Below are 20,610 nucleotides of genomic sequence, written 5' to 3' on the forward strand. Positions count from 1 at the left end.
GATCAGCGGTCGGCGGCGCACCGCCTGCGCGCCGAGGCCGCCGTCTCCTGCAGCGCCGCGCAGACCCCGTCGACCTCGGTCTCCTTGAGGTTGCTGAAGAACGGCAGCGCCACGGTGCGGTCCGCCACGCTCTCCGTGACCGGGAAGTCGCCCACGCACGTGCCCAGACGCTCGCGGATGAACGGCTGCAGGTGAATGGGGGTGAAGTAGTTGCTGCAACCGACGCCCCGCTCGCGCAGGCCGGCCAGCACGGCGTCCCGCCCGACGCGCCCGAACGACGCATCCAGTTCCACGACGTACACGAACCAGCTCTTGGTGACGCCGTCGGGCACGGTCTGGCCGCGCACCCAGTCGTGTCCGGACAGGCGCTCGTCGTACCAGCGGGCCACCTGCGTGCGCTTGGCGAGGATCTCGTCGAGGCGCGAGAGCTGCGCCAGGCCCAGGGCGGCCTGGATGTCGCTCATGCGGTAGTTGTAGCCGAGGCGTTCGTGGCTGAGCCAGCCCGCGCGCGGAGCGCGGCCCTGGTTGTGGGCCGAACGCATGACCGCGGCGAGATCGTCGTCGTCGGTCAGCACCATGCCGCCCTCGCCGGTGGTGAGCTGCTTGTTGGGGTAGAAGGCGAGCACGGCGATGTCGGAGTCACTGCCGGCCAGCGTGTCGCGCGAGTAGGCCCCGATGGCCTCGCAGGCGTCCTCCACCACCCACAAGCCGCGATCGGCGGCGAAGGCGCGGATCGCCTTCATGTCGCAGGGCACGCCGAAGACGTGTACCGGCAGCAGGCCGCGGGTGCGCGGCGTGACCGCGGCATCGAGTTGCGCGAGGTCCATGTTCCAGGTGTCGCGGTCGATGTCCACGAAGCGGGGCTCGCCGCGCTCGTAGAGGATGCAGTTGGTCGACGCCACGAAGGAGAACGGCGTGGTGATCACCTCGTCGCCCGGCTCGAGGCCGAGGGCGATCATGGCCAGGTGCAGCCCGCTGGTGCCGCTGTTGACGGCGATCGCGTGCTTGCGGCCGTGGTAGTCGGCCATGGCCTTTTCGAACTCGCGCAGCTTCGGTCCCAGCGCCAGGTTGTGGGAGCGCAGGACCTGCATGACGGCCTGGCGTTCGAGGTCGGTGATGTCGGGTCTGGAGAGGGGTGTGGCCAAGCTGTCTCCTCCGGATGCCGTCCGCTCATGTCCCTGTGCGATCGGTGGATTATAGATGACGAAGGGCGCGAACGCCAGTCCCGGCGACAATTCCCTTGCCGGTCCGCCGGCAGGTGCTACGATGCCCCTACCGGGCGGCGGTGGCACACAGCGACCGCCGCGTTTCGCCGTACCATTCGGATGCTGATGGAGTCGACGCCATGCGGAACGGATGCCATGTCGCGATCACCCTCGCCGTCGCCTGCCTGACCCTGCTCGCCGTATTGCCCGAGCCGGCCGTCTCCCAGGATGCGACGCAGGACCTCCTGGACGAGGCCTCCCGCCGGAGCGGCCTCAGCCGCGAGGAGCTGCTGCGGCGCTACCAGGAGAAGACCGGTGGGGGCATCGACGACGAGGACACGCCCCCCGGTTTGACGGAGCTGCCCGGCGCGGCCGGCCCGTCCATCCGCCCGGGCGTCATCCTGCCATTCGACCTGGATTTGGCCGCGGCGCGCAAGGACACGACCGCGCATCCGTCTCCGGCAGCCGCCCTGCCCGACAGCATCTTCGGCGCCGACTTCTTCCGCCTCGACACGGGCGTCTTCGCACCGGCGATCTTCGGCCCCGTGCCCGAGGGCTATCAGCTCGGCGTGGGCGACCAGGTCTTCGTGGACGTGTGGGGCGAGGTGGAGTTCCGTCTGGAACGCGTGGTCGACCGCGACGGCGCGGTCATCCTGCCCAAGGGCGGCAAGATCCGCTGCGCCGGCCGCACCCTGGGCGAGGTCGCGAGAGCCGTGCGCGAGAAGCTCTCTGGCTCCTATTCCGGCATCGACACCAAGGGGGAGGGCGGCACGACCTTCGTGGACGTGAGCCTGGGACGGCTGCGCGCCATCCGCGTCTTCGTCGTCGGCGAGGCGGCGCAACCCGGCGCCTACGAGATGAGCTCGGTGGCGACGGTCTTCACGGCCCTCTACGCGGCCGGCGGCCCCAACGCCCAGGGCAGCCTGCGCGCCATCCTCCTGATGCGCGGCGAGCAGCAGGTCGCCGCGCTCGATCTCTACGACTACCTGTTGTCGGGCAAGCGCACCGGCGACGCGCTGCTGCGCGAGGGCGACACGGTCTACGTGCCGCCGCGCGGCCTCACCGTGCGCATCCGGGGCGAGGTGCGCCGCGAGCTGACCTTCGAGATGAGGGAAAGGGAGGACGTGCGGGACCTGATCCGCTTCGCCGGCGGTTTCACGGCCGAGGCGGAGAGGAACCACGTGCACGTGGAGCGTATCGTGCCGCCTCGAGAGCGCCGTCCCGAGCAGCCGGACCGCATCCACCAGGACCTGGACCTGCGCCTGAAGATGCTGCACCCGCTCGCCGACGGCGACGTGGTGCGCATCGACCGCATCCCCGACCGCCTGGAGAACTGGGTCGAGGTGCGCGGCAACGTGAAGCAGCCGGGGCGCTACGAGTACCGCGAGGGCCTGACCGTCGCCGATCTGGTGGGGATCGCCGGGGGGCTCTGGTCCGACACCCTGGACGAGCGCGCCATCATCGACCGCACCGAGGCCGACCGCGCGCACTCGGCCGTCGACTTCGACCTGGGCGGGGCCCTCGCCGGCGAGGCGTCGGTGGCCCTGCAGCCCATGGACGTGCTGCGCGTCTTCTCGATCTGGGACGTGCGCGACCGCTTCGAGGTGGCCATCAGCGGCGAGGTGCGCGCGCCGGGCAGCTTCGAGTGGCGCGAGCGGATGACCCTGCGCGATCTCGTGCTGAAGGCCGGCGGCCTGAAGGAGTCGGCCGACCTGCTGCGCGCCGAGGTGTCGCGCGTGCGCCGCGACGCCGTCACCAGCCGCGAGACGGGCGCTCCGCCCGCGCGCACCGTCGACGTGATCACCGTCCAGATGGGCGACGACTGGCTGACCGACGGCGGCCACTTCGCGCTCGAGCCCCACGACCGCGTGGCGATCCGCAGCCTGCCCTGGTGGGAACTGCCGCGCCAGGTGACCATCCGCGGCGAGGTGCACTTCCCGGGCGTCTACACGCTGGAACGCAACGACGAGCGCCTGTCCAGCCTGCTCGCCCGCGCCGGCGGCCTCAAGCCCACCGCCTACGCGCCCGGCACGCGCGTGGTGCGCGAGAAGGACGGCATCGGCAACGTGGCCATCGACCTGACCCGCGCCCTCTCCAGGCCCGGCCACGAGCACGACGCGATCCTCGAGGCCGGCGACGAGGTCCTCGTCCCGCCGGTGCCCTACACGGTGAAGGTGACCGGCGCGGTGGGCTTCCCCACCAGCATCATCTTCGAGCACGGCAAGAGCCTGGGCGACTACGTCGCGCGCGCCGGCGGCTATGCGGACATGGCGGACAAGTGGAAGACGCACGTGGTGTATCCCAACGGGATGTCGAAGCAGATCCGCAAGATCTGGAACGACCCCGGGGTGATGCCGGGTTCGACGATCGTGGTGCCGCTGAAGAGTCCGGACGAGGGAGCGGGGAAGCTGGCTACGCTTAAGGAGATCGCGAGTATCCTGGCCAGTGTGGCTACGGTGTGGTTGGTTATTGATCGGACGCAGTGAAAATCCGAGGATGCGCGATGCCGATGCCCAAGAATACTGCTGATACATCCGCGATCATCCCTGGCCAAGATGTGTCGGTGATCATCCGTGCGATATGGAAGGCGCGATGGTGGATCATCATCCTTGCCGCCGCGGGGTTTGTGTTGGGGCTGCTACTGGCGTTTCTGTTGCCGTCCGTATATAGGGCCGAAGTGACACTTTTGCCCAGCAGGGACCGGGAACTCAATAGTGCCCTGTTATCTCAGTTGTCTGGATTTGTTGACATCAACGCGCCCCGCGCCGAATCCTTGGAAGATCTCTATCGCCAGATCATCCGGTCGGATAAAATTCTCGAACCCCTACTAGATAAATCATGGCAGTCGTCCCTGTCAGATGACCCCGTTAGCCTGTACCAAGCTCTGGGTCTTGATCTTCAAGGCTCCCGCATGGACACGCTCAGGATCCTGGACAAAACGCTCCGAATGCTCAGCGACGACGTCATCGCATTTCACCGGGACAGGTCCAGCGGATTCATGATAGTCAGCGTGGAGTTGGCCAAGGATCCGCTGCTGGCGAAGGGTCTAGTCAGTGAAGTGACCACTTCGCTTGACGAATTCCTAATCACTTTTCATACGAGCCATGCGGCCGAGCAGAGGGCTTTCATCGGCACACGTCTCGAAACCGTTGCGCTCGAACTTGCCGATGCCGAAAATATGCTGACGGAATTCGAACTCGCCAACCGAGGCTATCTCGAATCACCCCAGCTCAAGCAACATCATGGTGAGCTGGAAAGGCACGTGGCGTCGAAGAACGCCGTGTGGATCGAATTGAGCCGTCAGCTCGAAACGGCCCGAATAGACGAGCATCGCCGTCTCATACGCATCAACATCCTTGATGACGCCCGATTGCCGATCAGGGCGGTCAGGCCAAACAAGGCCATCTTCGCGTTCTTCGGTGCGGTGTTGGGATTACTCGCAGGATTGATATCGTCGGTGTGGGCTTGCGGCAATACTCGATCACAATAATGTGCATGACCGAGTTTTGGTGCCGACTCCGTACAAGCGTCAGCATCAGTAGGTCCGCCATGAACACCCGAACCCACCAAACGAGACATCAAGGATTGGCGAGGAACTCTCTCATCAACCTTTTGGGATTAGCTCTGCCCATGGCTGTGGGTGTCATCGCCCTACCCACAATCGTGAGGGGATTAGGAACGGAGCGATTCGGCCTGCTGACGATCATCTGGATGGTGATCGGATATTTCAATCTCCTCGACGTGGGTATGTCTCGCTCCATGACGAAACACGTCGCCGAGTTCCTAGCCAGCGAGCATCGGGACGAGACGGCGAGGCTGGTGTTCAGCGGCTTGGTCACCATGTTCGCCCTCGGGATCGTTGGCGCGGGCATCGTCGCTGTATCATCGCCGCATCTCGTCGGGGGTGTATTTCGAATTTCTTCGGAATTGCGGGACGAGGCCGGGACGTCGCTCTTGATCCTGGCGGCATCCGTTCCGTTCGTGATTCTGTCACTTGGGTTGCGCGGAGTCCTGCAGGCCGCGCAGAGGTTCGATTACGTGAATTTCGTGCGTGTCCCGATCGGCCTGAACACGTTCATCGCTCCTCTGGTCGCCGTTCACTATTCCGACAGTCTCGTGCCTGCGGTGGCGGCTCTCGGGATCGGCCGCGTTGTCGCTTTTGCCGCCTATTGTTATCTCGTCAGGCGCAGCTTACCGGTTTCGTCGGGAAACAGGTTCGAAAAGAAGTACAGCCTTCTGCTTCTCCGCACCGGTGGATGGATCACCGTGAGCAACCTGATCAGTCCCCTGCTGGTGTATGCGGATCGGTTCATCATTGGCGCCATATTGACCATGACTTCTGTGGCTTATTATGCAACTCCATTTGAAGTGGCTACGAAAGCGCTGTTGATATCCTCAGCCATCGTAACAGTTCTTTTTCCGGCCTTCAGCGCGGGCCACGTCTCGAAGAAGGAGGCATCCTCGTTCATTTACGGGAAAGGGATCCGTCAGATCTACTTGCTGCTCTTTCCGGTACTGCTGCCAATAGCCCTTTTCGCGACTGAGATTCTCGATATCTGGCTTGGCCCGGAATTCGCATCCAATGGCTTCCGCCCCATGCAACTTCTTTGCCTGGGTGTTCTGTTCAACGGCCTGGCCGGGGTGCCGTTCGCATATATTCAGGCCATCGGCAAAGCGCGGGTCACCGCTACCGTGCACGCGCTCGAGGCACCGGTATTCCTCTTGGTCATGTATCTCCTGGTTTCCAAGCTAGGCATATCCGGCGCGGCTGTGGCATGGGTTGCTCGTATGGCGGCCGATGCCCTGATCCTTCACGTCGTCTCCGCGCGCAACCTGCAGGTGGTGACACTTACCCGGCGACATCTTGCCTACAGCGTTGGGCTCGTACTGGCGGCGGTTGTCCTGGTGTGGGTGGGGCCGTCTCCGGCCTGGAGGGTCGTGGGCCTGATCGCCCTGCTGGTTCTCCATCTATTCATCCTCAGGTCGGACGCCAGGGACGCGATTCGGGCTCTCTTGCCCCGCGAGTCAAACGACAGGGCGGATGCATCGTGTTGATCGCAGCCATCATCATCCTCATCCTCAACGGCACGTTTCACTGGCTGATCGAGCGCAACTTGACTTATCCGCCTGTTATGCTTTCCGCACTCTGGGTGTTCTTGATGGTGCTGGCGTTTTCTGCTTCCGGTTACGAATCGGTATCCGGCACGACGGTGGTAGTCTACGTGGCCGGCCTCGTCGGTTTCGGCTTGGGCTCGCTCATCGGATTGGTTCAGCCGGCTCGGTTTGCGCAAAACACGTCACGGACACCCCGGAACGGCGGCCATATCGGTCCATTCGTGGGGGTGGCTGTCATTGGGATCGGTGTGTTGCCGTTGTTGCTGATTCGCATGTTCACCGCGAGCGCGACTCTCGGCATCAGCAATCCGTTGTTGGCCTTCCGACTCGCCAACAGTTCCGGCGATGGTCCGGGACTCGGCGCGTTTTCTTATGTCATCGCCTGGATGACGTTTGCAGCTGTTGCCGCCTTCGCTCTTTATGGGGGCGATAAGAAGCGCAGAGGCCTCGTGGTTCTTCTCTTTATCGTCGCATTGATCTACCAGATCCTATCGGCTTCCCGGACCGGAGTTGGCATACTGCTCTTCAGCGCAGCCTGTGTCTCCGCTGTTTCCAGAAGACGCATCCCGATCAAATTGATGCTCTTGGCGGGGGGCGGCTTTCTTGCGCTCTTTCTCGGTGTGGCTCTCGTGCTCGGCAAGACCGGGGTGCAACATCTCACCGGTACCTCTTCGCTTGTGTCCATGCTCCACATGGTACGGCATTATCTCATCAGTGGGATCGTCGCCTTTGATCAGGTGGTTGCGGATCCCACACCGTTCGAAGGCGGATTTCACTCTTTACGGTTCTTTTCCATCGTCGCTAACGTGTTCGGTGCCGGGATCGAAGTGCCGGATCTCGTCCTGGAATACGTGATGACGCCGTACCCGACGAACGTGTATACGATGTTCTTTCCAAGTTATGTCGATTTCGGGCTTGCGGGCGTTGTCGTATACGGAGTTCTTCTCGGTTGGACGTGCTGTTTGTTGTACAGGTGGGCCCAGAACGGTTCGCTCATCGGAACGGCGCTGTTCGGACTCGCTCTGGCGAAACTGTTGATCAGCGGCATCACCGAGCACTTCCTCGTGTCCGTCAGCTATTGGGTCCAGGCAACCCTGGTTTTCTATCTACTGCTGGGGCGAGGCAGGAGGATCCGTTCGCATGGATAGCACGAATCAAGCGTCCGGAGATGCCAAGGACGTATTGCACATCATCATAGTCAACTGGCGGGCAGGTAAATTCCTGTTGAATTGCCTGCGTTCGATTGAGGTCAGCCGGGGGGATTACCACCTCGAAGCCGTGACCGTTGTGGATAACGATTCCAGCGACGGCTCTCTCGACGGCATCGATTCGTTGGACCTTCCTCTGAGAGTGATCAGAAATGATGAAAACATCGGCTTCGCGCGGGCGTGTAATCTGGGCACCGAGGGCATCGACGCCGATTTCACCCTCTTCCTCAATCCCGACATGGTCCTCTCATCGGATGCTCTTCACTTGAGTCTCGGCACCTTCCGCAACGAAGACAACGAACGTGTGGGCATTCTGGGCGTGCAGCTGCTCGACGAACATAGACGCGTATCCCGTAGCTGTTCCAGATTTCCGACTCCGGTCATCATCCTGAACAGATCCACGGGTTTAAGCTCCTTGTGGCCGCAGATCTTCAAGCCCCAGTTTCTGTTGGAGTGGGATCATGGCGAGAGTCGTGATGTCGATCAGGTGATGGGCGCATATTTCATGGTCAGGCAAGGTGTTTTCGATGAGTTGAACGGCTTCGATGAGCGATTCTTCATGTACTTCGAAGAGGTAGATTTCTGTTTTCGGGCAAACACGCTGGGATGGCGCACCAGGTATCTGGCCGAGGCCTCTGCGCTCCATCACGGTAGAGTATCTAGCGACCAGGTCAGGGCCCAGTGCTTGTTCTTTTCCTTGCGCAGCCGTCTTCTTTATTTTCGAAAGTATGCCACGACGGCCGGGTACTGGTCAGTGCTGTTCTTCACTGTTCTCGTCGAACCTGTCTTCCGGCTGATCTCGACTGTCGTGCGTCGGGATAGCACCCGTGCGGCCGAAACGATCAAAGCGTACAGGATGCTCGTTTCGGAGATCGTGACAATCATTTCGGGCGGTAGACCGTGAAGGTGTTGTTTCTGACGCGCTACGGCCCCAGGGGAGCCAGCAGCAGGTATCGAACCTATCAGTACCTGCCGAAGTTGCGTGAGGCCGGCATAGATGGCGATGTGCTTCCCTTGCTTGATGACAGTTACCTGCGTCGACGCTATAAAGGGGCGAGCGGGAACGTGTTCGAAGTCGCCGCGGCGTATATCAAGCGTGCCCTCAAGGTCGGGGACGCCGGAGGGTATGACCTCGTCTGGGCAGAAAAAGAACTTTTCCCTTGGCTGCCGGCGCCTCTTGAACTGGCCTCGTGGCCTCGAGGTGTACCGGTAGTCCTGGATTATGACGACGCCATGCACCATCGCTATGGTCGACACGGGCAAGCCATTGTGAGGGGGATGCTCGGTGGCAAGATACCGAAACTGATCGCCTGCTCCGCCGCGGTTGTCGTAGGCAACGCCTATCTCGCCGAATACGCACGCTCGAATGGCGCGAACAGGGTCGAGGTGATCCCCACAGTCGTGGATGTCGCTGGATATAGGAAGAAACAGTCTTATGCGACAGAATCTCTGAAAATGTGCTGGATCGGTTCTCCCGTCACGTCAAAGTACCTGGCCATGATCGCCGGTCCATTACGTCGATTCGCCGAGAAGCATTCCTGCGAACTCGTATTGATCGGAGGCGGGGATCTTGATCTGAAGGGGGTTCCCGTGAAGCATGTAGACTGGGCGCCCGATACCGAGGCAGAGGCAATTCGGAACTGCGATGTGGGTCTCATGCCGCTGCCGGACGATCCCTGGGAAAGAGGAAAGTGCGGCCTTAAACTGATACAGTACATGGCGGCCGGGCTGCCGATCATCGCGTCGCCGATCGGGATTAACAACGACATTGTGGAAGATGGAGTGAACGGGTTTCTAGCATCCGGCGACGAACAGTGGATTGCCTGCATCGAAGAACTCAATGCAAGCGAATCGTTGAGAAGCGGTTTCGGGGAGCAGGGCCGTCGGAAGGTGGAGAAGTATTACGATCTTTCCGTGACAGCTTCCGTTTTGAGCCGTGTACTTCTTGAAGTAGCTCACCGTTAAAGCCATGCCGGAACCCGCGGGGAGTGAATCGATATGGATTTCGTGATCAAGACATTCGAGCAACGCTATGTGGAAGACGTCGCGAAATTGCATTGCATGGCATTACCGCGTGGATTCCTGTCGACTCTCGGTACCGGTTTCCTTGGCAGACTTTACCTTGGGATCGCCGATGCGGATCTTAGCGGTGTCTGGGTCGCCGTCGGCTATGGGGACAGGTGTCTGGGGTTCATTTCCGGGAGCAGGGACCTTCATCAGTGCTATCGGTACGTGCTGCGTCATGGCTGGTTTCCGCTGGGAATTCGCCTTGCGGGGTCGCTTTTCAGATGGAGATCGATAGTTCACTTGTCGCAAACCCTGGCATATCCGTTTCGAAAGCTCGGAGCTGACGGAGATGAGAAGGATGAAGTAATCAGGTTGGGCCGCGAGGTCAGGGCCGAACTGTTATCGATCGCGGTTGCGTCGGAAGCGCGGGGCATGGGCGTTGGCAGGGCGCTTGTGGAGATGCTTGAACAGTATCTTCTGGACTGCGGTCATTCCGGGCTGTATCGCGTCGTGACGGATGCGGAAGATCCTCGATCCAACGCATTCTACGATTCTGTAGGCTTTTCCCTGCGCGGACAATTCCGTCATCATGAGCATACAATGGCCCTGTATACGAAGGCAGTTGGTCCTGGATGTGGCGCCATGCCGAACGGGCAGGAGAACTGTCTGTGAACGAATCCACGATGTCCATCGATGTATGGCGACCGTCGTCGTCGGCCTTCCCCTTCATCAAGGGCCGTGTGGCGTTTTATGCCATCTTACGAGCCGCCGGCATAGGTCCGGGCGATGAAGTCGTCGTGCCGGGCTTCACGTGTGTTGTTGTTGCCGCCGCCATCCAGTACACCGGAGCCCGCCCTGTCTATTACGACATAATTCTCGACACCCTCAACGGGAATCCGGGTCTTGCGGAAGAGCGCATTACTGAAAGAACAAGAGCGGTGATCGTTCAGCATACGTTCGGCATGCCAATGGATCTGGGCGGTCTGCCTGATATTTGTCGAGATCGAGGGATTCTCTTGATCGAAGATTGCGCGCACGCCATGGGGGCGACGGTTCATCATCGTCCGGTGGGTACACTCGGCGACGCATCCTTTGCCAGCTTTCAGTGGTCCAAGCCCGTAACGACGGGCCTCGGCGGCGTAGCGCTGGTCAATGAGCCACGGCTTCGCGATAGCATGATCGAACTGTACAATCACGAGTTCCAGGAGCCGTCATTCGTCAAGTCAATGTACTTGGCCCTGCTGTCGACCACTTACAACAGGTTCTTTCGGCCGAGCATTTACTGGATGGCGAGGGATACCTACCGTCGGCTGGTGAAGCTGAAGATCGTGCAGGGGTCGTCTTCGATGGACGAACTCCTGAGTCCAGACATGCCACCCAACTACAAGGAGCGCTTCGGACATCAACGCCGCAGGCAAATCGATATGGCGCTCGATGGACTGCCCGATGTCATAGTTCACCGACGACGCATTGCGCAACAGTATGCCAACTGGTTCTCCGCTCGCGGAGCGATGATTCAATCTGGTCCCGAAGGGGCGAATCCGGTTTGGCTGCGATTCCCAGTTCTCGTCGAGAACCGAACGGCATTGCTGAACGAAGCACGACGTCGGCGGATCGAGTTGGGGGATTGGTTCAACTCGCCGCTGCATCCTTCCGTGTCGGACCCGGCGATGTTCGGTTATCGATCGGGTCTCTGTCCCGTGGCGGATTACGTCTCATCCGGCATCGTGAACCTGCCCACGCACCAGCGGGTCGCCGAGGCGGATTTACGAAGGATACTGGGTTTTTTCGATGAGTATCGATACGATATCGTGCGCCAAGAGGAGACCGTGTGAGATTCAATCCGCCTTGTCCATGCCCATGGCGCTTACAATCGTCTCGACGACTCGCCGCACATCGAATTTCTGTTCCGCAAGCTCACGAGAATGCCGGCCCATAGAGATCGCCAGTCGAGGCTCGCGGGCGAAGCGGTTCATGACATCGACGAGACTCTCCACATCTCCCACCGGAATCAGATGGCCATTGCTGCCCTCCAGGACCGTTTCCCTGCATCCCGGAGTATCGGTCGTGATAATGGCGCGACCCGTGGCCAGTGCTTCAAGTATCGTGTGAGGGATACCCTCCCTATAGGCAGTTGGCAGAACAAATACTGAAGATTCATGCAATAACGGTCGTACGTCTGTCTTTTTGCCGTGGAAGGTGATCGAGTTCTCGTTTTCCCATTGCTCTATCTCTTCGGGTCGGATCGCGGACGGATGATCTTCGAGGTACCCCACGAGATCGAACCTCGCATCCGGATGGATTTTCTTCACGATAGCTGCGGCCCGCGCGAATTCCCGGACCCCCTTTTCCGCTATCAAGCGGGAGATCATGAGGAAGCGGGGGGCACCCCCAGGCGGTGGTGAAAATGAAAAGCGATCAAGATTGATACCTGAGCCGGGAATCATCGAGGCCTTGTCTTGATCGATTAAATTTGCATCGATGAATAAAGCTTGATCGTCCGGGTTTTGGAAGAAGACGGTTTTGCACTTCGCCAACGAGGCCCTATAGAGCCATCTCGTCAAGCGGTTTACTATGAGAGCCCGGAAGCCCGTTCCCTGAAAGCTGGTACCCAGCCCGGTGATCATGGCGAATCGTTCCGGCACGCCCATTCCTGTGGCGACTAGCGTGCCATATATCACGGGCTTTATGGTGTATGCCAGTGTCACATGAGGCCGGTACGAGCGAATGATGCGAGAAATATCACGCAAATACACAAGGTCGTTCAACGGATTCATGCCCGTGCGATTCAGGGTTACAGGTTCGAACTGGATACCGATTTCATGCAGGATTCTGGACGTATGAGGATCCCCGTCCGCTGCGCAAGCTAGAACTTCGTGTCCCAGTTCACATAATCGCTCAAGCAGTTCCCGCCGAAAAAGTATCAGTGACGGAGCGTAACCGGCAAGAACCATGATTCGTGCCATGCCGGTTCACCTCGCCGTATTCTGCGAGTCCAGTATATCCCCCACCGCCCCCACAACATCCCCCACATCCCCATCCCCCAACCCCGGATGCAACGGCATACTGATCAACCTTTCCGACTCCCCGTACGCCACCGGAAAATCCCCCGCCCGATACCCGTACTTCTCCCGGTAGTACGTGAACGTATGCACCGGAATGAAGTGCACGCTCGTCCCGATGTTCCGCGCCCGCAGCTCCTCGATCATCTCGTCCCGCGAGATCTTCAGCGCCCCGGGCCTGATGCGCAGCGGGTACAGGTGCCACGCGTGCTCCACCTCGTCACGCTCGACGGGCAGGTCGAAGGCGCCCATCGGCGCGAAGGCCGCGTCGTACAGGCGCACGATCTCGCGGCGCCGCGCGTGCATGGCGGCGAGCCGCTCGAGCTGCCGCAGGCCGATGGCGGCCTGGATGTCGGTCATGTTGTACTTGAAGCCGGGCGTGACGATGTCGTAACGCCAGCTGCCGGTGCGGTCGTTGCGCTTCCAGGCGTCGCGGTCCATGCCGTGCAGGCTGGTCACGATGGCCTTCTCGATCATCCCGGGCGCGCCGGTCAGCATGCCGCCCTCGGCGGTGGTCAGGTTCTTGGTCGCGTAGAACGAGAACGAGACCGGGTTGTCGCCGGAGCCGATGAAGCGTCCCTTGTACTTGGCCGGGATCGCGTGGGCCGCGTCCTCGACCAGCAGCAGGTCGTGCTCGTCGCAGATCGCGCGCAGCGCGTCCATTTCGCAGGGATGCCCGCCGTAGTGTACCGCGATGACGGCGCGCGTGCGTTCGGTGACCGCCGCGCGCACCTGCTGCGGGTCGATGTTCAGCGTGTCCGGTTCGATGTCGACCAGCACGGGTCTTGCGCCGGTATGCTCGATCACCGCCACCGTCGCCGTGAAGGTCATGGACGTGGTGATCACCTCGTCGCCGGGGCCGATGCCCGCCACCTCGAGGGCCGTGTGCAGTCCGGCGGTGCAGGAGCTCAGCGCCAGCGCGGCCGGCGCATTCAGGTAGCGCGCGAATTCCTGCTCGAAGCGCTTCGTTTTCGGCCCGGTGGTGATCCATCCCGAGCGCAGGCTGTCCACGACCTCGGCGATCTCTTCCTCGCCGATGAAGGGGGGGGAAAAGGGCAGGAACGTCTTTCTCATCGGTGTTCTTTCCCGGTGCCGGGGTGTTTCTGGCCGCGACGGCGGCCTCCGTGCCGCGTCCGCATCCATCATACGATACCGGCGTTCGGCGTCATGTCCATTAATTTCGGGAGCCATCTTCATCACGTAAAAATGCTTGTTCTGACGAGTTGATGCTGTTTATCATGCGTTGATCACTGTCGAAGGACCCCTGACGCCGGAGGGGCAGGAGGCCCCGCGCACGGCGTCGCCTGCACCCGGCGCCAATATGGTATGCCGTTTGCTTGCCACGACCGGAAACAGAAGGATCTGACACGCCCGGGGGGGCTCCGATGATCAAGCGCACAATCGATATCGTCGTTTCAGCGCCCGGGCTCGTGTTGCTCGCGCCGCTCCTCGCGCTGATCGCGGCGGCGGTCAAGGCGACCAGTCCCGGGCCGGCCCTCTTCCGCCAGGAACGGCTCGGCTGGCAGGGCCGTCGCTTCCGCATCTACAAGTTCCGTTCCATGGTGCGCGACGCCGACCGCCTCGGCGGCACGCTCACCGTCGGCGGCGACGTCCGCATCACGCCGTTCGGCCGTTTCCTGCGCCGGTACAAGCTCGACGAGCTGCCGCAGCTGCTGAACGTGCTGCGCGGCGAGATGTCGCTGGTCGGCCCGCGGCCCGAGGTGCCCGAATACGCCGACATGTTTCCCAGGAGCTACGAACGCATCCTGCAGGTCAAGCCGGGCATCACGCATTCGGCCACGCTCTTCTTCCGCAACGAGGAGCGCCTGCTCAGCCGCGCCGTGGACCCCCGCGCCCTCTACGTGGAGCGCGTCATGCCCTACAAGATGATGCTCTACGTGGAGGAGATGCGCCGCCAGAGCATGTTGCGCGACGTGCTGACCATCATCGACACCATCCTGCGCATCACCCGCACGGTGACCATGGCCGAACTGGATTCCTTCGCCGACCGCCTGCCGCGCGTGGTCGGGCCGGCGCGGGTGGTCGCCAACCTCGGGCCGTCCGGCGTCGAGCGCGAATACGTGCGCGAGCGCCAGGTCGACGCCGTGGTGTCGCTGGCCATGCGGCGCATGGAGACGGTGGCCTGATCCGCGGTAATTCCCCGACGAACATTTATGGCAGGCTGAACCCGGGACGTGCATAATGCATCCGTCCCGCTCACCCAGGTCATCCCGAAAGGAACCCTCATGCGGATCCTCCTGCCCCTGACGCTGCTCGTCGCCGCGCTCTTGTACGGCTGCTCCGCCGGCCCCTCGGCCGACGAGGTCTTCGAGGGCCTCGCCAACCGCTACATCGACACCATGCTGCGCATGGATCCCGCGGCGGCCACGGCGTACGGCGACCACCGTTTCGACCACGAGCTGACCGATCTGTCCGAGGACGCGGCGCAGGCCCGGCGGCATGTGGCCGCCGCCTACCTCGACTCCCTGACCCGCGTCGAGGAGAACGGGCTGAGCAAGGGCAACCGCATCGACCTCGCCATTCTGCGCAACCACCTGGAGGCGGCGATCTTCGCCTTCGACAAGATCGGCGCCCACCGCTGGAACCCGCTGCTGCACAACGTGGGCGGCGCGATCTACGGGCTGGTGGCACGGGACTTCGCGCCCCTGCGCGAGCGGCTGCTGGCGGTCAAGGCCCGCCTCGAGGCCGTCCCCGGGGCGCTGGCCGTCGCGCGCGGGATCCTCGACGACACGCCGCGCGTCTTCACCGAGACCGCCATCGTCCAGAACCGCGGCGTCATCTGTCTCATCCTCGACGACCTGCAGCCGTTCCTGGACCGGGAGCCGGATCTGCGCGCCGAGTTCGTCGGCCCGCGCGCCCGCGCCATCGCCGCCCTCGAGGCGTACGGGCGCTGGCTCGAGGAGGACCTGCTGCCGCGTTCCGACGGCGAGTTCCGCCTGGGTCGCGAGCTGTTCGAGAAGAAGCTGCGCCTGACCCTGGCGTCGGATCTGACCCTGGACGAGATCCGCGAGTCGGCCCGGCGCGATCTGGACGAGACCCGCGACACCATGTACGGGCTGGCGCTGCCCCTGTACCGCGAGTTCTATCCCGAACGCGCGGGCGTCGCTGAGCTGCCCCCCGCCGAAATAGTCGGCGAGGTGCTGGACCGCCTGGCCGACGACCACCCGACCGCCGACAACATCGTCGCGCAGGCCCGCGCGGACCTGGTCGCCATCACGTATTTCGTGGGAGAGCGCGGCCTGGTGACGGTGCCGGACGATCCGGTCGAGATCATCGTCATGCCCGAGTACCAGCGCGGCTTCGCCATCGCCTACTGTGACGCGCCGGGGCCCCTGGCCGAGCACGAGAAGACCTTCTACTCCATCGCGCCGCCGCCCGCCGACTGGAGCGACGAGCGCAAGGAATCCTACTTCCGCGAGTACAACGACCACATGCTCCTGGACCTGACCGTGCACGAGGCCATGCCCGGGCATTACCTGCAGCTCGCCCGCGCCAACGCCTACGCGGCGCCGACCAAGGTGCGCTCGCTGTTCAGCAGCGGCGTCTTCGTAGAGGGCTGGGCCACCTACGCCGAACAGCTGATGGCCGAGTTCGGCTTCGGCGGTCCCGCGCTGCGCCTGCAGCAGCTAAAGATGCGCCTGCGCCTGCTCATCAACGCGATCATCGACCAGGACATCCACTGCGGCGACCTTACCGAGCGGGAGGCCATGGACCTGATGATGGGCACGGGCTTCCAGGAGGAGGGCGAGGCCGCCGGCAAGTGGCGCCGCGCCCAGATGAGCTCCACGCAGCTGTCCACCTACTACGTGGGCAACCTGGAGATCAACCGCCTGCGCAGGCTGGCCGAGGAGAAGAGGGGCGATGCGTTCGACCTGAAGGCGTTCCACGACGAATTGCTCTCTTACGGGTCGCCCGCGCCGAAATACGTGCAGCAGCTGATGGGGCTATAAGTACCCCGTCAGCCGGCGGCCAGGGTTTATGGACCTCGTCGACGAGATCGACGTTGCGGGGGATGTACAGGGACCTGCCTCCGCGATTTCGTGAAACGCATGAGCGGAGGCAGGTCCCTGTACATCCTCCGCCAAGGGAGTGATCGATGAACCGCTACGCCGAATTGCTCGAAGAGGTCAGGGGCATCCTGGGCCGGGAGAACCGCGCCGAGGACAAGATGCAGGGCGTCGCGTCACTGCTGCACGACAACGTCGAGGGCTTCGACTGCGTCGCCTTCTTCCTGCTCGAGCCCGACCACCGCCGCCAGCTCCTGCTCGGCCCGCAGGCGGGCGAGGGAATCGATCCCGGCAGCCTGGTCGTCGGGCAGGGCATCTGCGGCCAGGTCGCAGAGCACGGGATTTCGATCGTCGTGGACGATGTCACCGAGGAGCTCAACTACGTGACAGGGCATCCGAACACCCGCAGCGAGATGGTCCTGCCCATCTACCGGTCGGGCCAGGTGGAGGCCGAGCTGGACATCAATTCCTTCCGGCTCGCCCGCTTCGGTTCCGACGACCGCATGTTCCTCGAAGAGGTCTGCCTGCTGCTGACCGATCAGGTCTGACCTTGAGCCGGCCAGCGACACTCGACCGCATCGGGCTTTTCAACCTCGCCACCGTCTACGTGGTGTGGGGCAGCACCTACCTGGCCATTCGCATCGCGGTGCGCCCGGAAGGCGGTTTCCCGCCGTTCCACCTGGCCCTGCTGCGCGTGGCCGCGGCGTCCCTCGTCCTGTTCCTCTGGGCGGCCTGGCGGCGCCACCGCCTGCGGCCGGCGCGCCGCGAACTGATCGTCCTCGCCGGGTCCGGCCTGCTCATGTGGGTGGGCGGCAACGGTCTGGTGACCTGGGCGGAGCAGCGCACAGACTCCGGGCTGGCCGCCCTGGTCGTGGCGGTGATGCCCATCTGGGCGGCGCTGTTCGAGGCGGTCATCGACCGGCGCTTGCCGTCGCTCAGGATGACCGGTTCGCTGCTGATCGGTTTCGTGGGCGTGGGTGTGCTGTCGTGGCCCGTCGTCCGGACCGGAGACGCCGCCGACCTGTGGGCGCTGACGGCGTTGCTGATCGCCCCGCTCACCTGGGCCGTCGGTTCGATCTGGGTGGCGCGACGCCGGCCGGATCTCTCCATCCAGGCCGTATCCGCCTGGCAGCATCTGCTGGGCGGTCTGGGCTTCGTGCTGGTGATCCTGCTGATCGGCGAGCCCTGGACGGCGCCCAGTGGCGATGCGTGGCTGGCGTGGGCCTACCTGACGGCGTTCGGATCGGTGGTCGCGTTCACCGCCTTCGTGGCGACCCTGCGCATGCTGCCCATGAAGGTGGCCATGACCTACGCCTACGCCAACCCGGTGATCGCGGTGTTCCTGGGCTGGCTGGTCATCGCGGAGCCGGTCTCGGGCTGGACCCTGGCGGGTGCGGCGCTGGTGCTGGCGGGCATCGCGGGCGTGTTCAACAACCGCTGATCGTCTCACCTGATCAGGGTCATCTTGCCCGAACCCCGGGCCACTCCCTGCCGGAGCCGATAGTAGTAGACGCCCGAAGGCATCTCGCGGCCGTCGTCGTCGCGGCCGTCCCACGACGCCTCGTGCCCGCCTGCGTCCAGGTGACCGCCCAGCAGCGAGGCGATGCGGGCGCCGGATGCGTCGTGGACCCGCAGCTCGACGCGCCCGGCCGTCGGCAACACGAAACGGATCGTCGTGCGCGGGTTGAAGGGATTCGGGCGGCAGGAGGCGACGAGATGGGCGCGCGGGTCCGGCACATCGGTCAGGGACGTCAGCCGTACCAGATCGATGCCGTCGCCGGTGCCCAGGTTGCGGCTGTACTGCATGCCGACCGGATCGTTCCAGTGCTCGTGCACGCCCAGGCTCGCCAGGCGCTGCACGTCGCCGGCGTGATCCGGGTCGTAGAAGGTGCCCGAGGGCGGATCGTGGGCCAGGGCCGCCTCGTGCAGGTAGTCGTCGACGCCCGCCATCCGGGGATACAGGCGCGGGTCGCCCTCGAGCTGCATGAGGTCCAGGCAGACCGACTCGATGGCGACGGGATCCTGCGCGGCGAAGAGGCTCGAGGTCCAGTCGTCGCCGAAGGGGTCGGCGGCCCAGCGCCGCGGCGCGAGATCGTAGGGGTGACAGCCCGAGTAGAGCCCATCGACCAGGTACAGCACGGTCTTGCCGCCCAGGTGCGCATGTCCCATCAGATCGACGAGCGCGCGGTAGGCGGCCGGGTCGGGCGCCTGGTAGGCCAGGCTCTCGTGCAGTCCGAAGTAGCCGTCCTCGACCGGGTAGCGGATCAGCGAGCCGTAGTGGTTCTTGGCGCAGAGGGTGACGCCGCCGAGAGAGTGGCTCTTGAAGTTGGCCAGGTTGATGAAGTACGTCGCCTGGGCGTACGACGCCGGGATGTAGTCCTGCTGGTACCCGGAGGGATGGCTGCTCCAGAACAGCGGGACGGACGAATTCTGCGCGGCGACCCGCGTGTGTCCGGGCACACCGCCCTGGTGGTCCAGGTAGTTCACGCCCGGGAACTCGCCGGCGAGCATGGCGTGGTACTGGTTCGGGAACAGGGCCAGCGGGTCGCCGATGGTGATGTCCGACGGCGCGGCGCCGACCACGCAGACCAGCCGGCGCAGCAGCGCCAGCATCACCTGCGGCGAGGTGTTCATGTAGTCGAGGTATGAGGTCAGGTCGTAGGTCTCGGGGTCGGTGCCGCCCCAGCCCGGCAGGTAGTGGCAGCCCACGAGGTTGACCTTGATCGTGATCTTCTCGCCGGGCGCGTAGCCCGTGTCGCCGCGTCCGTGCTCGAGGTTGTAGTGACGGATCAGGGCGTCCCAGGCCGCGGCCTCGTCCGCCTCGCCGGTCAGTTCCTTGATGGTCGCCGACAGCATGCGCTCGACGACCACCTGGTCGGTGTGTTCGGGCGACCACCAGTAGCCGTGGCCGGGGCCCTCCCAGTCGGTGGCGTCGGGATCGTGGCACCAGACGACGCGGCCGGGATGGATCCCCTCGGCCTCGCCGAGCGGATCGTTGACCGGGTGCGGAGCGGCCAACGACAGCGTGCTCGGCTGCGACAGCCACGCGGCCGCGCCGACGAGCAGGGCGAGGGACAGGCAGGCGGCCGCCGCCGCCCACCGCTTGCCGGACAGCAGGGTCCCGCCGCGCTGCAGCAGCTTCCAGGAGGCGAGGGTCCCCGCCACCCAGAGCACGAAGGCGCTGGCCAGGGGAAAGGCCGCGCGCTGGCAGGGATAGGCCGCGCGCGAGGGCTTGGGGATGACGCGGATCAGGAACCAGGCCAGGGCGAGAAAGCCCGTCAGCGGCAGCAGGACGCGCGCGCCGAAGCCGCCGCGGTCGCCTTCCCTGTCGTCCGGTCGGGTCATGCGGGTCGCCACTTTCGTCCGGGGGCGTGTGCCGCGCGATTGTCGCACGACGACTCATGAATCACAAGCCGGCGACCCCGAGACATGGTAGGGTCGCAAGGTCCCGAGACGCATGGAGGGTCGCCCATGTCCACGCTCGTCCTCGACAGACCCGCGCTGAAGACCGTCCTGCTGGACGCGCTGCTCTGCGTCGCCGTCGTCGCCGTCCCCGCCCTGTCCCACGCCGCGGCTCTCCCGCTCTACAGGTTCGAGCCCATGCGCCTGCTGCTCTTCGCGGCGATCCTCTGCTCGAACCGCCGCAACGCGCTGGCGATGGCCCTGTGTCTGCCGCTGCTGTCCACGTTGACCAGCGGACACCCGGTCTTTCCCAAGGTCGTGCTGATCCAGGGCGAGCTGGCGCTCAACGCGCTGGTGTTCTGCGCTCTCGTCCGCCGGTCGCACCGCTTCGTCCTCGCCGCCGCCGTCTCGGTCCTCGCCGCCAAGGCCGTCTACTACGCCGCCAAGTTCGTCCTGATCGAGGCGGCGCTGCTGGACGGCGACCTGGTCGCCACGCCCTGGACCTGCCAGTTCGCTGTGCTCGGGATCGTCCTGGTGGGTGGCGGAGTGGTCCGGCGTGCGAGGGGAACGGGACGGGTCTGAT

The 20,610-nt window shown here is 63.7% G+C and carries 17 protein-coding genes; 13 read left to right on the forward strand and 4 right to left on the reverse strand.

Annotated features, from left to right (window positions below; all coding sequences use genetic code 11):
- Positions 1–2: 2 nt before the first annotated feature.
- Positions 3–1,145 carry a DegT/DnrJ/EryC1/StrS family aminotransferase gene (locus KJ554_08075; protein ID MBU0742285.1) on the reverse strand — a complete coding sequence of 381 codons (1,143 nt, stop codon included), beginning with the start codon at positions 1,143–1,145 and terminating at the stop codon, positions 3–5.
- Positions 1,146–1,345: 200 nt separating this feature from the next.
- Here KJ554_08075 and KJ554_08080 point away from each other — a divergent pair, with 200 nt between their 5' ends.
- Genes KJ554_08080 through KJ554_08115 form a run of 8 tightly spaced genes read left to right on the forward strand, consistent with a single transcriptional unit; the run spans position 1,346 to position 11,370 of the window.
- Complete coding sequence (locus KJ554_08080) at positions 1,346–3,691, forward strand: SLBB domain-containing protein (protein ID MBU0742286.1); 2,346 nt, start codon at positions 1,346–1,348, stop codon at positions 3,689–3,691.
- Positions 3,692–3,708: 17 nt separating this feature from the next.
- Complete coding sequence (locus KJ554_08085) at positions 3,709–4,695, forward strand: hypothetical protein (GenBank protein MBU0742287.1); 987 nt, start codon at positions 3,709–3,711, stop codon at positions 4,693–4,695.
- Between the two features lie 59 nt (positions 4,696–4,754).
- Positions 4,755–6,260 (forward strand): flippase, encoded by a 1,506-nt coding sequence (locus KJ554_08090; protein ID MBU0742288.1) that lies wholly within the window; start codon positions 4,755–4,757, stop codon positions 6,258–6,260.
- Entirely contained in the window at positions 6,254–7,468 is a 1,215-nt protein-coding gene (locus tag KJ554_08095) for an oligosaccharide repeat unit polymerase (GenBank protein MBU0742289.1), read from the forward strand. Before KJ554_08090 ends, KJ554_08095 begins: the two co-directional genes overlap by 7 nt.
- Positions 7,461–8,432: a glycosyltransferase family 2 protein gene (locus KJ554_08100; protein MBU0742290.1), complete on the forward strand. Its 972-nt coding sequence runs from the start codon at positions 7,461–7,463 to the stop codon at positions 8,430–8,432. The genes KJ554_08095 and KJ554_08100 overlap by 8 nt, the downstream gene beginning before the upstream one ends.
- Positions 8,429–9,493 (forward strand): glycosyltransferase family 4 protein, encoded by a 1,065-nt coding sequence (locus tag KJ554_08105; protein ID MBU0742291.1) that lies wholly within the window; start codon positions 8,429–8,431, stop codon positions 9,491–9,493. Before KJ554_08100 ends, KJ554_08105 begins: the two co-directional genes overlap by 4 nt.
- Positions 9,494–9,526: 33 nt before the next feature.
- Positions 9,527–10,207 carry a GNAT family N-acetyltransferase gene (locus KJ554_08110; GenBank protein MBU0742292.1) on the forward strand — a complete coding sequence of 227 codons (681 nt, stop codon included), beginning with the start codon at positions 9,527–9,529 and terminating at the stop codon, positions 10,205–10,207.
- Complete coding sequence (locus KJ554_08115; protein ID MBU0742293.1) at positions 10,204–11,370, forward strand: DegT/DnrJ/EryC1/StrS family aminotransferase; 1,167 nt, start codon at positions 10,204–10,206, stop codon at positions 11,368–11,370. Before KJ554_08110 ends, KJ554_08115 begins: the two co-directional genes overlap by 4 nt.
- A 3-nt stretch (positions 11,371–11,373) precedes the next feature.
- Here the strand turns inward: KJ554_08115 and KJ554_08120 are convergent, their stop codons facing one another.
- Together KJ554_08120 and KJ554_08125 are read right to left on the reverse strand one after the other, a co-directional pair.
- Complete coding sequence (locus tag KJ554_08120; GenBank protein MBU0742294.1) at positions 11,374–12,501, reverse strand: glycosyltransferase family 4 protein; 1,128 nt, start codon at positions 12,499–12,501, stop codon at positions 11,374–11,376.
- 6 nt (positions 12,502–12,507) lie between these two features.
- Positions 12,508–13,671 carry a DegT/DnrJ/EryC1/StrS aminotransferase family protein gene (locus tag KJ554_08125; GenBank protein MBU0742295.1) on the reverse strand — a complete coding sequence of 388 codons (1,164 nt, stop codon included), beginning with the start codon at positions 13,669–13,671 and terminating at the stop codon, positions 12,508–12,510.
- Between the two features lie 311 nt (positions 13,672–13,982).
- On the opposite strand from KJ554_08125, the gene KJ554_08130 reads away from it, so the two are divergent.
- The 4 genes from KJ554_08130 (at position 13,983) to KJ554_08145 (ending at position 18,066) form a co-directional block, all read left to right on the forward strand.
- Positions 13,983–14,744 carry a sugar transferase gene (locus KJ554_08130; protein ID MBU0742296.1) on the forward strand — a complete coding sequence of 254 codons (762 nt, stop codon included), beginning with the start codon at positions 13,983–13,985 and terminating at the stop codon, positions 14,742–14,744.
- 99 nt (positions 14,745–14,843) lie between these two features.
- Positions 14,844–16,568 carry a DUF885 domain-containing protein gene (locus KJ554_08135; protein ID MBU0742297.1) on the forward strand — a complete coding sequence of 575 codons (1,725 nt, stop codon included), beginning with the start codon at positions 14,844–14,846 and terminating at the stop codon, positions 16,566–16,568.
- Positions 16,569–16,714: 146 nt separating this feature from the next.
- Positions 16,715–17,173, forward strand: coding sequence for a GAF domain-containing protein (locus tag KJ554_08140; protein ID MBU0742298.1), 459 nt, complete (start codon positions 16,715–16,717; stop codon positions 17,171–17,173).
- The gene (locus KJ554_08145; GenBank protein ID MBU0742299.1) at positions 17,170–18,066 is read left to right on the forward strand and encodes an EamA family transporter; all 897 of its coding nucleotides are present in this window, start codon (positions 17,170–17,172) and stop codon (positions 18,064–18,066) included. The genes KJ554_08140 and KJ554_08145 overlap by 4 nt, the downstream gene beginning before the upstream one ends.
- 5 nt (positions 18,067–18,071) lie before the next feature.
- Here the strand turns inward: KJ554_08145 and KJ554_08150 are convergent, their stop codons facing one another.
- Entirely contained in the window at positions 18,072–19,970 is a 1,899-nt protein-coding gene (locus KJ554_08150; protein ID MBU0742300.1) for a DUF362 domain-containing protein, read from the reverse strand.
- 126 nt (positions 19,971–20,096) lie between these two features.
- On the opposite strand from KJ554_08150, the gene KJ554_08155 reads away from it, so the two are divergent.
- Positions 20,097–20,609 (forward strand): hypothetical protein, encoded by a 513-nt coding sequence (locus KJ554_08155; protein ID MBU0742301.1) that lies wholly within the window; start codon positions 20,097–20,099, stop codon positions 20,607–20,609.
- The last annotated feature ends 1 nt before the right edge of the window (position 20,610 follow it).

The organism is bacterium (assembly GCA_018814885.1).
GTDB lineage: Bacteria > Krumholzibacteriota > Krumholzibacteriia > LZORAL124-64-63 > LZORAL124-64-63 > JAHIYU01.

What these genes read in the sequence shown, in the direction of transcription:
- KJ554_08140 (MBU0742298.1), top strand. Translation starts at nt 16,715, where the DNA reads ATGAACCGCTACGCCGAATTGCTCGAAGAGGTCAGGGGCATCCTGGGC.
- KJ554_08085 (MBU0742287.1), top strand. Translation starts at nt 3,709, where the DNA reads ATGCCGATGCCCAAGAATACTGCTGATACATCCGCGATCATCCCTGGC.
- KJ554_08125 (MBU0742295.1), bottom strand. Translation starts at nt 13,671, where the DNA reads ATGAGAAAGACGTTCCTGCCCTTTTCCCCCCCCTTCATCGGCGAGGAA.
- KJ554_08110 (MBU0742292.1), top strand. Translation starts at nt 9,527, where the DNA reads ATGGATTTCGTGATCAAGACATTCGAGCAACGCTATGTGGAAGACGTC.
- KJ554_08080 (MBU0742286.1), top strand. Translation starts at nt 1,346, where the DNA reads ATGCGGAACGGATGCCATGTCGCGATCACCCTCGCCGTCGCCTGCCTG.
- KJ554_08155 (MBU0742301.1), top strand. Translation starts at nt 20,097, where the DNA reads ATGTCCACGCTCGTCCTCGACAGACCCGCGCTGAAGACCGTCCTGCTG.
- KJ554_08100 (MBU0742290.1), top strand. Translation starts at nt 7,461, where the DNA reads ATGGATAGCACGAATCAAGCGTCCGGAGATGCCAAGGACGTATTGCAC.
- KJ554_08135 (MBU0742297.1), top strand. Translation starts at nt 14,844, where the DNA reads ATGCGGATCCTCCTGCCCCTGACGCTGCTCGTCGCCGCGCTCTTGTAC.
- KJ554_08120 (MBU0742294.1), bottom strand. Translation starts at nt 12,501, where the DNA reads ATGGCACGAATCATGGTTCTTGCCGGTTACGCTCCGTCACTGATACTT.
- KJ554_08090 (MBU0742288.1), top strand. Translation starts at nt 4,755, where the DNA reads ATGAACACCCGAACCCACCAAACGAGACATCAAGGATTGGCGAGGAAC.
- KJ554_08150 (MBU0742300.1), bottom strand. Translation starts at nt 19,970, where the DNA reads ATGACCCGACCGGACGACAGGGAAGGCGACCGCGGCGGCTTCGGCGCG.
- KJ554_08130 (MBU0742296.1), top strand. Translation starts at nt 13,983, where the DNA reads ATGATCAAGCGCACAATCGATATCGTCGTTTCAGCGCCCGGGCTCGTG.